Origin of the sequence: Microbacterium sp. RU33B (assembly GCF_900155915.1) — a bacterium.
Taxonomy (GTDB): Bacteria; Actinomycetota; Actinomycetes; order Actinomycetales; family Microbacteriaceae; genus Microbacterium.
The window spans coordinates 179,666-194,669 of record NZ_FTPO01000001.1; the positions used below are offsets into that span (position 1 = coordinate 179,666).

The following is a 15,004-nucleotide window of genomic DNA, read 5'->3' on the forward strand; positions in this document are numbered from 1 at the left end:
ATGGCCGAGACGACCTCTGGGAGCGCTTCTGATGTCCGATCCGCCGGCATCCGACCACCCGCCGACGTGGAAGTTCGACTACCCGATCTTCCATGCGGAGTCGCGGGCGCAGTGGCGGGAGTGGCTCGAGCAGAACCACGCGACGACGCGGGGCGTGTGGCTGTGCTCGTGGCGCGGCCCTGCGGGAGGCCCGCGCTGTCCGTATCCGGATGCCGTGGAGGAGGCCATCTGCTTCGGATGGATCGACTCCACCGCCACCGTCCTCGATGAGGAGCGCGGTCTGCAGCTCTACACGCCGCGTCGGGCGAAGAGCCCGTGGACCCGCTTGAATCGCCGGCGCGCCGCCGACATGGAGGAGCGCGGACTGATGACGGATGCCGGTCGCCGCGTCATCGCCGCCGCGACCGCCAACGGCTGGTGGACGATCGCCGATCCCGTCGAAGACCTGGAGGAGCCGGCCGAGCTGGCGGCGGCGCTGGACAGCGATCCCGACGCCCGGCGTGCGTGGGACGCCTTCCCGCCGAGCGCCCGCAAGCAGATGCTGTGGTGGGTCGTCAGCGCCGCGCGCGACGCGACGCGCGCGGACCGCATCGCGCGCATCGTGGCCGACGCGGCGGAGGGCCGGCGCGCGCAGGGCTGACAGTAGTGCCTCCGGCCGCGAAGAACCACCTGTTCTCCTGCCGCTCTCCGCCCCCTAAGGTGAGCCCATGGCCACGCCAGCGGCACCACCCCAGGTTCAGCACAGCGAGCTCAAGCGATCCATCACCGGGCGCCAGCTCTACTTCTACGTCGTGGGCGACGTGCTCGGGTCGGGCATCTACGTCCTCGTCGGCCTGGTCGCGGCGGCGGTGGGCGGCGCGTTCTGGATGGCGTTCCTCGTCGGCGTCGCGATCGCCACGATCACCGGTCTCGCGTACGCCGAGCTCGTGACGAAGTATCCGCAGGCCGCGGGGGCGTCCCTGTACGTCAACAAGGCCTTCCGCAGCCCGATCCTCACGTTCTTCATCACGATCTGCATGCTGTCGGCAAACATGGCGGCGGTGGGCTCTCTCGCGTCGGGCTTCGTCCGCTACTTCAGCGGACTGGTGGGCCTCCCCGAAGACGCGATCTGGGCGGGCACCGGAATCGCTCTCGCCTTCGTGGCGATCATCACGATCGTCAACCTCATCGGCATCACCGAGTCGGTCGTCGCGAACGTCGTCATGACGTTCATCGAGATCAGCGGCCTGATCATCGTGATCATCATCGGCGTGATCGCCCTGGTCGAGGGAGTGGGCGACCCGGCGGTGCTCCTCCAGTTCAACGTCGAGGGCGGGGCGGGATCGGCGGCGCTCGCCGTGCTGGCAGGCGTCTCGCTGGCGTTCTTCGCCATGACCGGCTTCGAGAACGCCGCGAACGTGGCCGAGGAGACGATCAATCCCTCACGCGCGTTCCCCCGCGCGCTGATCGGCGGGATGATGACGGCGGGCGTCGTGTACGTGCTCGTCTCGATCGCGGCGGCCCTCGCGGTGCCCCTGTCGGAGCTCGCCGGCAACACGCTCCTCGAGGTCATCCGCGCCGACCTCTTCTTCATCCCGGCATCCATCATGCTCGTCGTGTTCGGCGTCATCGCCATGATCGCGATCAGCAACACGACGCTGGTCACCGTGGTCGCCCAGTCCCGCATCCTGTACGGAATGGCGCGGGAGGATGTCGTACCCGCCGTGTTCGCGAAGGTGCACCCGGTGCGCAGGAGCCCCTACGTCGCACTGCTGTTCGGTGCCGGGGTGGTCGGAGCGCTCCTGGTGATCGGTGCCGCCATCCGCAGCAGCCAGTCCGCTCTTCCCGCCGACCAGCAGCTCGACATCGTCGATCGGCTGGCGACGATCACGGTGGTCTTCCTGCTCTTCATCTACGCCCTCGTGATCGTGTCGTGTCTGAAGCTGCGCGGAAAGGACGAGACCGCCGAGACGTACCGGGCCAACACCCCGCTGCTGATCGTCGGCATCCTCGGCAACCTGGCGGTGCTCGCCTACACGCTGATCGACGACCCGGAGTCGCTGTGGTGGGTGGCGGGGCTGCTCGCCCTGGGCCTGGTGCTCTACCTCCTGGAGAGGTTCTTCGGCAAGAAGCGGCTGCGTCCGCCGGGCGTGGAGCCCTTCGAGTCGGGCGCGCTCGCCCAACCGGACCCCACGAAGGAAGGCTGACCCATGCACGTCATCGTGGCCACCGACGGTTCGCTCGCATCCCTCATCGGCGCACGCCAGTTCAAGTGGATCGCGGACTCCCGCGAGATCACCGACGTCACCGTGCTCGCCGTCGTCAGCCCGTACTCCGCCGCGCCCTTCGCCGACGAGATCGGTCCCGAACGCCCGCGAGGGCAGACCGAGCTGAGCTTCGGCGAGGAGGCCCGCTCCGCGGTCGACACGGTCGCCGCGGAGTTCGAGGGCTGGGGCCCGCGCATCCACACGCAGATCCGCAGCGGTTCGCCCGCACAGGAGATCATCCGCGCGGCCGAAGACCTCGACGCCGACCTCATCTCGATGGCTGCGGGCAGTCGCGGCCTGAGCCGCACGATCCTGCTCGGCAGCACGGCGTCGCGTGTGCAGCACTCCGCACCGTGCCCAGTGCTGGTGTGCCGACCGACGCCGAAGAGCGAGCGCGTCACGAGCTGACCCCGATCCTCCGTCGCGCACACGCAACACACAGCCCCGCGGGGTATGCTGATCTCGATAGGCGGATTTCTCATCCGTCTCGCCCCGGCCGCGTGGTAACGGTCGGGGCTTCTTCTTTGCCCGGGCGACCGGGCGGGCGCGCTCAGTCGGTGGGGCGCTTGCGGAGTGTCTTGACCTCCGTGCGCTGCTGCTTGGCCTTCAGCCGCCGTTCCTTCGAGCCGCGTGTCGGGGCCGTCGGTCGACGGGGCGCCGCGGGCGGGCGGAGCGCCTCGGCGATGAGCGTCGCCAGGCGGGCGCGGGCGGCCTCCCGGTTGCGCAGCTGTGCGCGGTGCTCGGATGCCGCGATCGTCAGCACTCCGTCCACCAGGCGACCTTCGACCCGCTCGAGGATGCGGGCGCGCTGGGGAGGGGTCAGCGCAGGGGAGCGCGCGACATCCCACAGCAGCTCGACGCGGGAGTCGGCCGTGTTGACACCCTGACCGCCGGGACCGGACGAGCGCGAGAACCGCCACGACAACTCCGATTCGGGAATCGTGAGCCGTGCCGTGACCCGCAGTCCGGGGCGGTGAGGGGCAGCCATGCCTCCATCATCCTGGCGCGGCCCCTGCGCGCGGGGAGGGTCAGGAGGTCGGAGAGCCGGTGGTCGCGTCCTCCGCGGCCTTCCTGGCCGCTTCGCCCTCCTCGGGCGATTCGGATCCGGCATCCGCGGCGGAGTCCGTCGTATCCGCGTCTGCGTCGTCGCGCGGCCGCTCGGCTGCGGCAGTGGTCTCGCTCATGGCGTTCGTCCTTTCGCTCCGGCGATCAGCCGGACGGATTGTCGACGGGAATCCCGCGCTCGTCGGTGGTGTCGGGAAGCGGCTGGTCGTCGGGGTGCGACGCCTCCGATGCCTCGTCGTGCTCGCCGTCGTCGGCGGGTGCCGGTGCGGTGTCTCTTCCTGTCGTCATGGCGCTGCTCCTCTCCCTGCGTGGGTCCAGTCCACGCCGGAGTCCGCCGTCGGTCACGGGGCTTGCGGGATGACGTGAAAGGTGCAGGGCGGGCCGCCGTGACGCGAACGCGACGCTGTCAAGCCCCTCGGTGGGGAGCGGACGTCGCGTCAGCATGGGATCGATCGATGAGGAGAAATGATGGCGAACCAGCATCCGACCGCGCCGAACGGCGACGACGAAGGCTACGAGGGCCCCGACATCGAGACGACCGTGGAGAGCGAGCCTTTTCTCGACCTCGACGGCGAGCTCGACGAGAGCGCCGACTCCTACGTCAGCCCGGCACGCACCGAGAGGCCGGCGCAGCAGTGAGCAGCACGATCCACAGCGCGAACACCCCAGGAGAGGCCATCCGATGAGCACCCCGACCCCCCACGAGCACCACGCCGACGACGCGCGCGCCGACGACGGTCCTCCCACGGACGCGTTCACGGATGACGTCCGCCAGGAATCGGCCGAGGCCGGTGCAGAAGGCCCCGACCACGACGGGGACGAGGACTGAGCCGTCGGTCCCGACGTCGAGTGCCCGCGACCCGCGTAGGGTGTGAGCGCAGAGGACGGGGCCGCACATGATCGCGCGATTCGAAGAGCTCGACTGGCAGGACACCCGGATGGGCGAGCTCACCCTGCGTCGGCGGGCCGATCCCGAGACGCAGGAGATGATCTACGAGGTCAAGCTCGGCGACGAGTACCTCATGTCGAGCCTGTTCACCGTGGCGGAGGAGGAGCTGGCGACCCTCGGCCTCGCGGCGGCCACGGGTGACGCGCTCGCCGTGCTCGTGGGCGGGCTCGGCCTCGGATACACCGCCGCGACCGCGCTCGAGGACGACCGCGTGCGATCGCTCGTCGTGATCGACGCGCTCCGGGCCGTGATCGGATGGCACGAGCGCGAACTCCTCCCGGTGTCGGCCGCGCTCGTGCGCGATGCACGCACCGCCCTCCGGCACGCGGACTTCTTCGCGGTGATGCGCGCCGCGCCGGAGGTCGTCTACGACGTCATCCTGCTCGACGTCGACCACTCGCCGCGGCACACCCTCGACCCGAGCCACGCCGATCTGTACACCGACGCCGGACTGCGCGCGCTCGCGCGGCACCTGCGAGACGACGGCGTCTTCGCCCTGTGGTCGGACGATCCGCCCGACGAGGAGTTCACGGCGAGGCTGGAGGCGGTCTTCCCCGGATGCCGTGCCCACGAGGTGGTCTTCGCGAATCGCCTCACCGGCGGCACCTCGTCGAACACCGTGTACGTCGGAGTCCGACGCGGCCGGTGACCCTCGCACGAGGTGCGACCTCGTACGCTGAACGGATGCAACGGTTCCGTGTCGTGATCCCCTGGCGCCCTGCGCCGTCGCGTGTGGGCGCGTTCGAGTTCGTCACCGCGTGGTACGCCGACAACGTGCCCGAAGCTGAGGTGACCACGATCGACACCCCCGACGACGTCTTCGTGCTCGCGGCCTGCCGCAACCGTGGCGTCGACGGCATCGGAGCCGACGAGGTCGTCGTGATCAACGACGCCGACACGATCCCCGAGCCGGCGGCGCTGCGCGAGGCCGTCGCGGCGGCGCGCACGAGCGGACGCGTGCATCTGCCCTATACGCGCTACCACTGGCTGGGCGCCGAGGGAACGGCGCAGCTGCGCGGCGGAACGGCGCCCGAGGAGTGCACATACGAGCTCGTCAACGGCGCATGCTCGGGCGTGTACGTCACGACCCCCGCCACCTGGCGGTCGCACGGAGGCCAGGACGAGCGATTCCGCGGCTGGGGGTTCGAGGATGCCGCGTGGTACCTCGCCCACGAGACCCTGCTGGGCGCCCCGCCGGTCCGCCACGACGGACGTGTCTACGCTCTGCACCACCAGGCCGAGGTGCGTGCGGGCGAGCGCTACGACGCCAATGCGGCGCTCATGGAGCAGTACCGCGCCGCCGCCGGCGACCCGGAGTCGATGGCTCAGCTCGTCGGCGTCGCGCGCCCGGCCAGCAGCTCGTAGGCGATCTGCGGCCCCGATCGCCGGTCCTGGTGCCGGGCGATGCGCTCCAGCACGTCCCGCCCGTCCGCCGGGAGGTCGCGGATCGCGCGCAGAGCCTCGGCGAGCTCCGAGGCATCCGCCGTGTTCGGAGCCAGGGCGCGGCCGACACCGGTGCGCTCCACCGCCGCCGCGCCGGCGAACTGATCCGTCGAGAACGGCAGCACGAGCAGGGGCACGCCCTGCCCGAGCGCCTCGGTGACCGAGTTGTTGCCGCCGTGGGTCACGGCGAGCCGGGCACCCGCGAGGAGTCGCACCTGGGGGAGATAGTCGCGCACGAGCCAGTCCGACGGGATGTCTCCGAGCTGGTCCCGCGGCGTCGAGCCCGTCGCGATGGCGGCCCGCATGCCGATCTCGGCGAGGGCGTCGGCCACCCGGCGCAGCACGTCGCCGCGGACGGACAGGAAGCTGCCGAAGCTCACGTACGCGTAGTCGCCGGCCGTGGCGATCCACTGCTCGACCTCGGCATCCACCGCCTCCACACGGCGTGTCGAACCGAGGAACGCGTGGGGCGGAAGGGCACGTCCGTCGCCCGCCGCGAGCTCTGCGGGGTAGTTGTAGAGCACCGTGGCGCCGTGCTCCGCGAACGCGTCGGAGGTGAGGGCGGCAGCGGGGTCGAGGGCGCGCGCCGCACGGTTCCACTCGGCGGTGAAGCGGGTCGAGACCTCGTCGCAGAGCGCGCGGAGCTCGTCGAGCGCGCCGGGGTCGGGGGTGAACGCCGCGGGCCAGGAGGGCGGGAATCCATAGACCTCGCCGGCCACCGGGAGTGCGCTCGGATGTCCGAGGACCACGTCGGCGTAGGCGATGCCCGCGGTCTGCAGCGCCAGTCGGGCGCTGAACGCGAGGTGGTCGACGATGATCGCCGACGGGCGCACCTCCTCGACGGCCGCGAGCACGCGCCGGCCGATCGTGACCGGATCCCACATGAGGTCGGTGAGGCGCTCCGAGGCCTGGTAGCGCAGCGTCTCGGTCATGCCTTCGCGGGTGGCGTCGAAGAATCCGCGCAACGACGCCGATTCGTCTTCGGGCTGCTCGTCGGCCGAGATCACCCGCGCATTGCTCCCGCGGCCGAGGGACAGGTCGAGTCGCTCCATGCCGAACTCGCGCACGATCGGATCGGTCGCAGGTCCCGTCGCCACCACGACGTGTTCGCCCGCGTCGCGCCACGCCGTGGCGAGCGTGGCCAGCGGAAGCAGGTGAGAGGCGTAGTCGGGGCTGATGACGAGCAGCGTCACGGGGCCACCCCCGCTGTGCGGATGAGCTCCGCCTCTTCGGCCACGACGTCGCGGTACACCGGGCCGAGGGCGGCGGCCATCGCCTGGATCGTGAAGCTGCGGCGCACCATGTCATGGGCGATGTCGGCCCGATCGCCCTCCGGCCGCGCGGCGGCGTCGAGCGCCGTTCCGGTGGCGACCTCGAGCTGGTCCGCGTCCCAGGTCTGGGTCAGCACCCCGGTCACGCCGTCCTCGACGTAGGTGGCCGGACCCCCGCCGTCCGGCGCGACGACCATGAGGCCCGTCGCCATCGCCTCCAGCAGCGCGATGCCGAACTCCTCCTTCAGGCTCGCGCAGACGTACACACCGCCGGGAGCGGTGAGACCGGGCATCCCGAACCGCACGGCGGCCAGCCAGGATGCGGCGATGTCATTGGGCTGGTGTCCGGCGAGGATCAGGCCGGCTTCCGCTCGCCGGGCCTCGGGCACCGCCGCATCGATGCGGTCGAGCTGCTCGCGCTCGTCGAGGGAGGGATGATCCAGGTCGCCGCCGATGACGAGCAGGTTCGCCCGATCCCGCAGCGGTCCGCGCGCCCACACCTCCACGAGCGTCGCCATGCCCTTCACGCGGTGCAGGCGCCCGACGGTGACCACGATCGGAAGCTCCCGGCGCTCGGGCGCCAGCGCCGCGACACGGGCGCGCAGGTCGGCGATGGCGCCGTCGGCCTCCGCGCCGTCGGCATGGGCCCGTGCGACGGCGACCGAGCGGTCGACGACCTCGAGGTCGACGCCCTCCGCCACGATCGTGTGGCGCTCGGGCCGCGAGGTGATGTCGATGCCGACCAGCTGGTGCATGTCCTGCTGCAGACGGGGACGGGGGAACAGCACGGTGTGGGCGGCGTTCGCCGCCAGGTTCTGCACGAGCCGGGTGCGGAACCAGAAGTGCTCGCGCAGATCGACCTCGCCGAAGTGCTCGCGGGTCAGGGCGCCCGAGCGGTCCATCGACTGGATGACGCCGTGCGGGTCGGGGGCGACGGTGAACACGACCGGGATGCCCAGCTCGCGCGCGACGTCGGCGGCGGCCAGGCTCCCGACGTCCGCCATGCGCAGGTGGAGCAGATCGACGCGCCCGGCGGCACGGAGAAGACGACGGATGCCGCGCCGCGCCGTGACGCGCAGGGGCCAGGCGGCGGCCGACGGCACCGGCTGGGACTTCAGGGGCACGTGGCCGTAGACATGCCCGGACTGCACCGAGCCGATGTCGAGGAGATCCTCCGCGGCCTGGGCCACGGGCCCCCGCGACAGCGTGATCACGCGGCGCACGCCCGCCGCAGGGTCGGCCACGAGGGCGTCGCCGAGGCGCACCAGGAGCGTGGCGATGCCGCCGTTGTCGCCCGCGCCCGCTGCGGCGAGCGACGGATCGATGTCGGCGTGCAGGAAGAGCTGGGCGATCGTGAGTCCGTCGCCCGTCGCCTGGGGAGGCGGAGGCGTCTCCGCGAGATCGACGAGCGCGAGGCGCGCCACCTCGGCGAGGAGTCCTTCCCCGCCCACGAGCTGCTCCAGCGGCTCGATGAGACCGGGGGACCCGCGACGTTGGCCGAGCGCCGACACGGCCGCGATCCGCACCTCGTCGTGCTCGCCGGCATCCTGGGCGATCTTCAGGAGCGCGCGTGTGGCGAGGGCCGGTCGCACGAGGCCCAGCGTCTCGACCAGGCGCGCCCGGGCCTCGGGCGCCTGGATGCCGAGGAGTGCCCCCTCGAGGCCGACGGCGAGCGTCTCGGCCGACATCGTCGACCACTGCTCGAGCGTGCGCTGGGCGAGCATGCCCGTGAATCCGCCGGCGGCGACGAGTCCGATCAGTCGTCCCATCGCATCGGGGCGGGGGAGTCCCGACCCGAGCGCCCATGCCGCGTGTTCGCGGATGGTGGCTCGCGGATCCGACAGGAGACCGCTGAGCATGCGCGCGGCCTGCTCGTCGAAGATCTCGGCCAGGGCGTGCACGGCGGCGATCGCCGACACCTCGTCATCGCCGGAGAGGGCGCTGCCGAGCACCCGGAGCGTGCGCAGCCCGGGGTCGCGTCCGGCCTCGAACGCCAGGTCATCGGCCAGTCGCATCGCGTCGATGATCCCGGGCGCTTCGCGCACCGCATCGAGCGCCGTCTGAACGCCCATCGCCTACCTCGCCTCCGCCGCCGTCACACAGCGGGCACTCGATCGTAAGCCGTCCGGAGGATGTCTCGGAGTGCTCTAGCTTGGTCGGAGCCGTCGGACTAATCTGAGGAGTTTCATGCGACTGGTGATGATCGGCGACGTCGGCGTCGTGGATGACATGGTGCACATCGGCGACGAGGCCATGTTCGAGGCGGCGCACGGTGAGCTCACCGCCCGCGGTGCCGCGATCACGGCGATCTCGTCGGTGCCCGAGGAGACCTCCGAGCGGTATGGCGTCGACGCTGTCCCCCGCATCCGATTCGACGGTCTCGACCGCGACGCGGCCGAGGCGCGGCTGAAGGCCGTGCGCGAGGCGGCGGGGGGAGCGGCGACGCTCTCCGCGGACGATCCGGCCCGAGAGGTCATCGTGGCGGTCGCCGATGCGGACGGCGTCGTGATCGCCGGCGGCGGCAATCTGGCCTCGACGTGGCCGCTCCACGTCTACGAGCGCGCGGCGCTCGGCGCGATCGCCGCACGGACGGATACCCCGCTCGTCGTCTCCGGGCAGACGTTCGGACCGCGTCTGGAAGGGCGCGATCGCGGGCTCGTCGCCGGCCTCCTCGAGGGTGCCCGGTCGACGCGCGTGCGCGAGGCGGCGTCGCTCCAGCTGGCGGCCGATCTCGGCATCCGTGCACGCCTCGGCGTCGACGACGCGTCGTTCCTCGGGATGGCGGACGACGGTGCGGGCTCGCCGGATCGTCACGGCGTGCTGGTGAGCCTGTCGCTGAGCCTCGGAGGCGCACCGCGGGACGAGACCGTCGACAGGGTCGCGGCCCTGGTCGATGCGGCGGCCGACCTGGTCGGCGGCCCGGTGCGCTTCCACGCGCACTTCGGACCCCACTCCGGCCTCGAGGCGCGCGGGGACGCCGTGCTCCACGACGAGGTGCGCGCGCGGATGCGCACGCCGTCGAGCGTCGTGCCCTCCGGAGATGCCCGCGGGGCGGCATCCCTCGCGCGCTCGTCCGCGCTGCTCCTCACCGGTCGATACCACCCGGCGGTGTTCGCCGCGCCGGGGGGAGTGCCGGTGCTCGGGCTCGTGACCGACGAGTACACGGCGGTCAAGCAGCGCGGCGCGCTCGCCCACTGGGGGCAGGATGCCGTGGTGCCGATCACCGCCGCCGACACCGACGGGATCTCCCGCCTCGGTGGGCTGTGGGCGGCGCGCGACGAGGTCGCGGACGAGGCCGCCCGGCGGCTCCCGGGGCATCGCGCGACCACGGCGGACTGGTGGGACGAGGTCGCGTCCGTCTTCGGCTGACCGGGCGGGCTCCGATGTGTCAGGTGTCGTCGCTTCCCGCGCCGCGAGGCGACGTCAGCTGGCACCCGAGCGGGCGCCCCCGCACGTCAGTCGCCGCGGATCGCGGAGGCCAGGACGGCGATGTCGGCGGGGGTCGTGCGGCAGCATCCGCCGACCAGGCGCGCCCCTGCCTCCACCCAGGACTGCGCCGCGTCGGTCGGGATGCCGGCGTCCCCCGCCCACGACCGGGTGACCGCATCCCATCGCTCGCCGCTGTTCGGATAGGCGATCCCGGCGACCCCGGAGGGGACGTGGGCGAGGGTTGACAGCACAGTCTCGGGCGCGCAGCAGTTGACACCCGTCGCGAAGACGCCCGGGGTCGCCGCCGCCAGCGCGAACGCCTCCGCGAGATCGTCGCCTCTCCACCCCGTGCTCGATGCGGACAGGCTGATCCATGCGGGCACTCCGAGATCGGCGAGCTCGGCGCACAGCGCTTCGACCTCGGCGAGGGCGGGGATCGTCTCGATCGCGAGGGCATCGGCTCCGGCATCCGCCAGCAGATGCAGGCGCCGCCGGTGCCACGCGCGCAGCTCGGCCACGCTCGTGCCGTAGTCGCCGGTGTACTCGCTCCCGTCGGCACGGACCGCGCCGTACGGGCCGACGGAGGCCGCGACGAACCGCCCGCCCGCGGCGCTCGCCACACGCACGCTCCGGCCGATCAGCTCCTCGACGTCGTCATCGGGCACGGCTGCGCCGAAGCCCAGCTGGTACGACGACGTGATGAGCACGTCCGCCCCGGCCGCCACGAACTCCGCGTGCGCCGCCGAGACCTCGTCCGGGTGGTCGCGGAGCAGCCGGGCCGACCACAGATCGCTCGTGAGATCGTTGCCCCGGGCTTCCAGGAGCGTGCCGAGTCCGCCGTCGAGGACGACAGGACGCTCGGCGAGAGCCGCACGCAGATCGGGCATCCCCCCACGCTACTGCGCCAGAACAGGGCGCCGCGCACCCCCCCGATGCGCGGCGCCCTTCGACCTGGGCCCCCGTCAGATCGTCCGCACCCACACGGTGGTCGCGGCGCCGACCGACCCGTCGTCCGTGGGTGAGCTCGACAGCACGACGTCGCCCGCCGGCAGCGCGAACGGCTCGGTGCCGAAGTTCGTCACGACGCTCCAGCCGCCCTCCCGGCGGAAGTGCAGCACGTCGTCGCGCCCCGTCTCGACCCACTCCAGCGACTCGCTGGTCTGGAGCCGCTCGCGCAGGGCGAGAGCCGCGCGGTAGAGGCTCAGGGTCGACTGCGGGTCGCTCTCCTGCACCTCCACGGCGGATGCCGCGAACCACGCCGGCTGCGGCAGGTGCGCGTGCGCCGAGCCGAAGCCGAGAGATTCGCCGTCGGTGGTCCAGGGCAGCGGCACGCGGCATCCGTCGCGTCCCATGTCGTCGCCGCCGGTGCGGAAGAACGAGGGATCCTGGCGCTCGACGGCGGGGATCTCGGCCACTTCGTGGAGACCGAGCTCCTCGCCCTGGTACAGGTACGCCGAACCGGGCAGGCCGAGGAGGAACATCGTCGCCGCCCGTGCGCGGCGGAGGCCTCCCTCGCGATCGAGCTCGGGATCGGTGCCGCCGGTGCGCAGCCACGCACTGCCCTGCTTGACGGCCCCGCGTCCGCGGCTGTCGCGGCCCAGCGGAGGCAGCCCGTAGCGGGTCGCGTGGCGAACGACGTCGTGGTTCGACAGCACCCACGTGCTCGACGACCCCGATCGGCTCGCGAGCTCGAGGTTGTGCGTCACGACGTCGCGGAACTCGGCCGCGTCGAAGTCGGACTGCAGCAGATCGAAGTTGAACGCCTGCCCGAGGCTCGACGGGCTCGCGTACAGGGGCACGCGGTCGGACGCCACCCACGCCTCGGCCACGGCCGTGCGCGGCGGGTCGTACTCGTCGAAGATCGCACGCCACGCGGCGTAGACCTCGTGCACGTCGTCGCGGTCGACGAGCGGGTGCTTGCCGTCGAAGGGAAGGGCATCGATCTCGGCCTGCGACGGCAGCGGGTCGGGCAGGTCCTTCGTCAGCATGTGAGCGACGTCGATGCGGAAGCCGTCCACGCCGCGGTCCGACCAGAAGCGCAGCGTCTTCTCGAAGTCGGCGCGCACCTCGGGGTTGTCCCAGTTGAGGTCGGGCTGCTCCGGCGCGAACGTGTGCAGGTACCACTGTCCGGGCGTGCCATCCGCTTCTGTGACCTGCCTCCACCCCGGTCCGCCGAACAGCGACTCCCAGTCGGCGGGCGGCGTCGAGGCATCCGGACCTGTGCCGTCGCGGAAGATGTACCGCTCGCGCGCGGCGGAACCAGGACCGGCCGCCAGCGCCTCCTGGAACCAGGCGTGGTCGTCGGAGGTGTGGTTGGGCACGATGTCGACGACGACGCGGATGCCCCGTGCGTGCAGCGCCGCGAGCATCTCGTCGAACTCGGCGAGCGTGCCCAGCCGCGGGTCGACGTTGCGGTAGTCCGCGACGTCGTACCCGCCATCGGCGAGCGCCGACGGGTAGAAGGGGCTCAGCCAGACGGCATCCACCCCCAGCTCCGCGAGGTAGTCCGCGCGCGACGTGACGCCCGGGATGTCGCCCAGGCCGTCGCCGTCGGCGTCGGCGAAGCTCCGCGGATAGATCTGGTAGACGACGGCCTGACGCCACCAGGGCGCTGCGACGTCATCGGCGAGGAGGTCGACAAGAGGGGACGGCGAGGGCACAGGAGTCCTTTCGAGGGTGCGGTGTTGCGGGGTGTGCGGGGCGGCGGATGCCGGGCGGTTCAGCCCTTGACCGCCCCCTGGGTGACGCCTTCCATCACCCATCGCTGGGTGAACAGGTAGACGATGATGGCGGGCGCCATGGCCATGAGGTACGACGCGAACGACACGTTGTAGTTGTTGCTGAACTGGGTCTGGAAGATGCTCTGCACGACCGGGAGGGTCTGCATCGACGGATCCGAGATGATCAGCGACGGCATCATGAAGTCGTTCCACGATGCCAGGAAGGCGAAGATGCCGACCGTCGCGCTCATCGGTGCCAGCAGCGGGAAGATCAGCTGCCAGAACGCCTGCCACGTCGTGGCGCCGTCGATCCGGGCGCTCTCCTCGAGCTCGAGCGGGATCGAGCGGAGGAACGCCGTGAACAGCAGCACGCTGAAGCTCAGCTGGAACATGATGTGCAGGAACGTCACCCCCGCCGGGTTGTCGAGCCCGACGAGACCGGTCAGCTGGATCTGAGGCAGCGCGAGCACCGGGAACGGGATGAACATCGCCATCAGCAGGTAGTAGAACGACCAGCGGAAGACCTTGCGTTCCCAGTTGCGGGCGATGGCGAACGACGCCACCGCGGCCAGGACGATCGTTCCGGCGACCGTCGCCGCCGTCACGAGGGTGGTGATCGTGAACGCGAGCGGGAAGTTCGTCAGCTCCCACGCCGCGACGAACCCGTCGACGCTGAAGGGAGCGGGCAGTGAGAACGCGTTGCCGTCGACGGCCTGGGACTGCGTCTTGAACGCCATCGAGATCGTCACGTAGAGCGGGACGAGCACCGTGATCGCGCAGAGCGCGATGATGATCGTGCCCGGCCAGTTGACGCGCTCCATGGCGAAGCGACGGTGGGGGGTGGCCCGGGGAGGGGCGCCCTCGAGCACCTCGGTGGCGTGGACCTCCTCGAGCACGAGGGCTGGCTGAACCGACATCAGAGCACGTTCCTTCCGCGGGTGAGGCTGAGCTGGAGCAGCGCGATGGCGACGGTGATGAGGAAGAAGATCGTCGCGTTGGCCATCTGGTACGCGTAGTCGCCGCTGGTGAACCCGGTGACGATCGTCATCGCGATGCTGCGCGTGGCCGTGCCGGGGCCGCCGTTGGTGAGGCCCACGATGATGTCGTAGGCGTTGAGGAATCCCTTGAATCCGAGGATCACGTTGATCACGACGTAGCCCGCGACGAGCGGCAGCGTGATGCGGGTCAGCTGCGCCACCTTGCCGGCGCCGTCGATGTCGGCCGCTTCGTGGACCTCGCCCGGGATCGAGAGGAGGCCGGCGATGTAGATGAGGAGCGTGCCCGGGATCGCCTGCCACGCCGTGACGATGACGATCGCGACCCACGCCAGATCGGGATTGGCGAGGATGCTCTCGCTGAGCCAGGAGATGCCCAGGCCCTGACCGAGCGCCGGCACCGAATTGGAGAACAGGAAGTTGAAGACGAAGGCGATCACGATGCCCGAGATGACCATCGGGATCACGAAGATCGTGCGCAGCGCGGTCTTCATGCGGATGCGGGAGGTCAGCCCGACCGCCAGCAGGAACGCGGCCACGTTGACCACCACGACGGTGACCGCCGCGAAGCCGAACGTGAAGAGATAGCTCTGCAGGATCGCGGGGTCGCTGAACGCGGCGATGTAGTTGATGAGTCCGACGAACTCCCAATCGCCGAAGCCGATCGAGTTCGTGAAGCTGAAGAAGATGCCGATGACCGCCGGGACCGTGATCGCGAGGGTGAACAGGATCAGGGTGGGCAGGAGGAAGAGGAAGTAGATCCCCTCGACCTTCGGCCTGCTGCGCGCGACGTCGCGCGCGGCGGCGCCCCTCCGGGCGGTCGGTGCGACCAGCGTCGCTGTCGTCGTTGCCATGTCGAGTCGCTGTCCTTTCGTGGGTGCGGTGC

General features: G+C 71.2%; 17 protein-coding genes. 8 read left to right on the forward strand and 9 right to left on the reverse strand.

The window, feature by feature from the left end; genetic code table 11:
• Window positions 1–31 precede the first annotated feature (31 nt).
• The 3 genes from B0B14_RS00835 to B0B14_RS00845 all read left to right on the forward strand — a co-directional run bounded on the left by B0B14_RS00835 (window position 32) and on the right by B0B14_RS00845 (window position 2,654).
• The gene (locus B0B14_RS00835; protein ID WP_076679539.1) at window positions 32–640 is read left to right on the forward strand and encodes a YdeI/OmpD-associated family protein; all 609 of its coding nucleotides are present in this window, start codon (window positions 32–34) and stop codon (window positions 638–640) included.
• Window positions 641–707: 67 nt separating this feature from the next.
• Window positions 708–2,186 carry an APC family permease gene (locus B0B14_RS00840; RefSeq protein ID WP_076679540.1) on the forward strand — a complete coding sequence of 493 codons (1,479 nt, stop codon included), beginning with the start codon at window positions 708–710 and terminating at the stop codon, window positions 2,184–2,186.
• A gap of 3 nt (window positions 2,187–2,189) precedes the next feature.
• Window positions 2,190–2,654 carry a universal stress protein gene (locus B0B14_RS00845; RefSeq protein WP_076679541.1) on the forward strand — a complete coding sequence of 155 codons (465 nt, stop codon included), beginning with the start codon at window positions 2,190–2,192 and terminating at the stop codon, window positions 2,652–2,654.
• Between the two features lie 142 nt (window positions 2,655–2,796).
• Here B0B14_RS00845 and arfB read toward each other — a convergent pair whose 3' ends face one another.
• The 3 genes from arfB to B0B14_RS16415 are packed head-to-tail and all read right to left on the reverse strand — an operon-like array spanning window position 2,797 to window position 3,599.
• Window positions 2,797–3,234: an alternative ribosome rescue aminoacyl-tRNA hydrolase ArfB gene (gene arfB / locus B0B14_RS00850; protein WP_076679542.1), complete on the reverse strand. Its 438-nt coding sequence runs from the start codon at window positions 3,232–3,234 to the stop codon at window positions 2,797–2,799.
• A 40-nt stretch (window positions 3,235–3,274) separates the two neighbouring features.
• Entirely contained in the window at window positions 3,275–3,430 is a 156-nt protein-coding gene (locus tag B0B14_RS16410; protein WP_179085241.1) for a hypothetical protein, read from the reverse strand.
• Window positions 3,431–3,455: 25 nt separating this feature from the next.
• A complete protein-coding gene (locus B0B14_RS16415) occupies window positions 3,456–3,599 on the reverse strand; it encodes a hypothetical protein (protein WP_179085242.1) in 144 nt (47 codons plus the stop codon).
• 180 nt (window positions 3,600–3,779) lie between these two features.
• Here B0B14_RS16415 and B0B14_RS16420 point away from each other — a divergent pair, with 180 nt between their 5' ends.
• The 4 genes from B0B14_RS16420 to B0B14_RS00860 all read left to right on the forward strand — a co-directional run bounded on the left by B0B14_RS16420 (window position 3,780) and on the right by B0B14_RS00860 (window position 5,625).
• A complete protein-coding gene (locus B0B14_RS16420; protein WP_179085243.1) occupies window positions 3,780–3,950 on the forward strand; it encodes a hypothetical protein in 171 nt (56 codons plus the stop codon).
• Window positions 3,951–3,993: 43 nt separating this feature from the next.
• Window positions 3,994–4,140: a hypothetical protein gene (locus tag B0B14_RS16425; RefSeq protein ID WP_179085244.1), complete on the forward strand. Its 147-nt coding sequence runs from the start codon at window positions 3,994–3,996 to the stop codon at window positions 4,138–4,140.
• A 67-nt stretch (window positions 4,141–4,207) separates the two neighbouring features.
• Complete coding sequence (locus B0B14_RS00855) at window positions 4,208–4,909, forward strand: spermidine synthase (protein WP_076679543.1); 702 nt, start codon at window positions 4,208–4,210, stop codon at window positions 4,907–4,909.
• 35 nt (window positions 4,910–4,944) lie between these two features.
• Window positions 4,945–5,625, forward strand: a complete 681-nt coding sequence (locus B0B14_RS00860; RefSeq protein ID WP_076679544.1) for a hypothetical protein — start codon at window positions 4,945–4,947, stop codon at window positions 5,623–5,625.
• Here the strand turns inward: B0B14_RS00860 and B0B14_RS00865 are convergent.
• Together B0B14_RS00865 and B0B14_RS00870 are read right to left on the reverse strand one after the other, a co-directional pair.
• Entirely contained in the window at window positions 5,586–6,896 is a 1,311-nt protein-coding gene (locus B0B14_RS00865) for a nucleotide disphospho-sugar-binding domain-containing protein (protein WP_076679545.1), read from the reverse strand. The genes B0B14_RS00860 and B0B14_RS00865 overlap by 40 nt on opposite strands.
• On the reverse strand, window positions 6,893–9,046 hold the full coding sequence (locus tag B0B14_RS00870) for a glycosyltransferase (protein ID WP_076679546.1): 2,154 nt from the start codon (window positions 9,044–9,046) through the stop codon (window positions 6,893–6,895). Before B0B14_RS00870 ends, B0B14_RS00865 begins: the two co-directional genes overlap by 4 nt.
• Before the next feature lie 115 nt (window positions 9,047–9,161).
• Between B0B14_RS00870 and B0B14_RS00875 the strand changes: the two genes are divergently transcribed.
• The gene (locus B0B14_RS00875; RefSeq protein WP_076679547.1) at window positions 9,162–10,343 is read left to right on the forward strand and encodes a polysaccharide pyruvyl transferase family protein; all 1,182 of its coding nucleotides are present in this window, start codon (window positions 9,162–9,164) and stop codon (window positions 10,341–10,343) included.
• A gap of 86 nt (window positions 10,344–10,429) precedes the next feature.
• Here the strand turns inward: B0B14_RS00875 and mmuM are convergent, their stop codons facing one another.
• From mmuM to B0B14_RS00895, 4 genes are all read right to left on the reverse strand, one after another.
• Window positions 10,430–11,290, reverse strand: a complete 861-nt coding sequence (gene mmuM / locus B0B14_RS00880) for a homocysteine S-methyltransferase (RefSeq protein ID WP_076679548.1) — start codon at window positions 11,288–11,290, stop codon at window positions 10,430–10,432.
• Between the two features lie 75 nt (window positions 11,291–11,365).
• Window positions 11,366–13,165, reverse strand: coding sequence for a glycoside hydrolase family 13 protein (locus B0B14_RS00885; protein ID WP_083710238.1), 1,800 nt, complete (start codon window positions 13,163–13,165; stop codon window positions 11,366–11,368).
• On the reverse strand, window positions 13,123–14,040 hold the full coding sequence (locus tag B0B14_RS00890; protein WP_076679550.1) for a carbohydrate ABC transporter permease: 918 nt from the start codon (window positions 14,038–14,040) through the stop codon (window positions 13,123–13,125). The genes B0B14_RS00885 and B0B14_RS00890 overlap by 43 nt, the downstream gene beginning before the upstream one ends.
• Complete coding sequence (locus B0B14_RS00895; RefSeq protein ID WP_083710240.1) at window positions 14,040–14,972, reverse strand: carbohydrate ABC transporter permease; 933 nt, start codon at window positions 14,970–14,972, stop codon at window positions 14,040–14,042. The genes B0B14_RS00890 and B0B14_RS00895 overlap by 1 nt, the downstream gene beginning before the upstream one ends.
• Window positions 14,973–15,004: the final 32 nt, after the last annotated feature.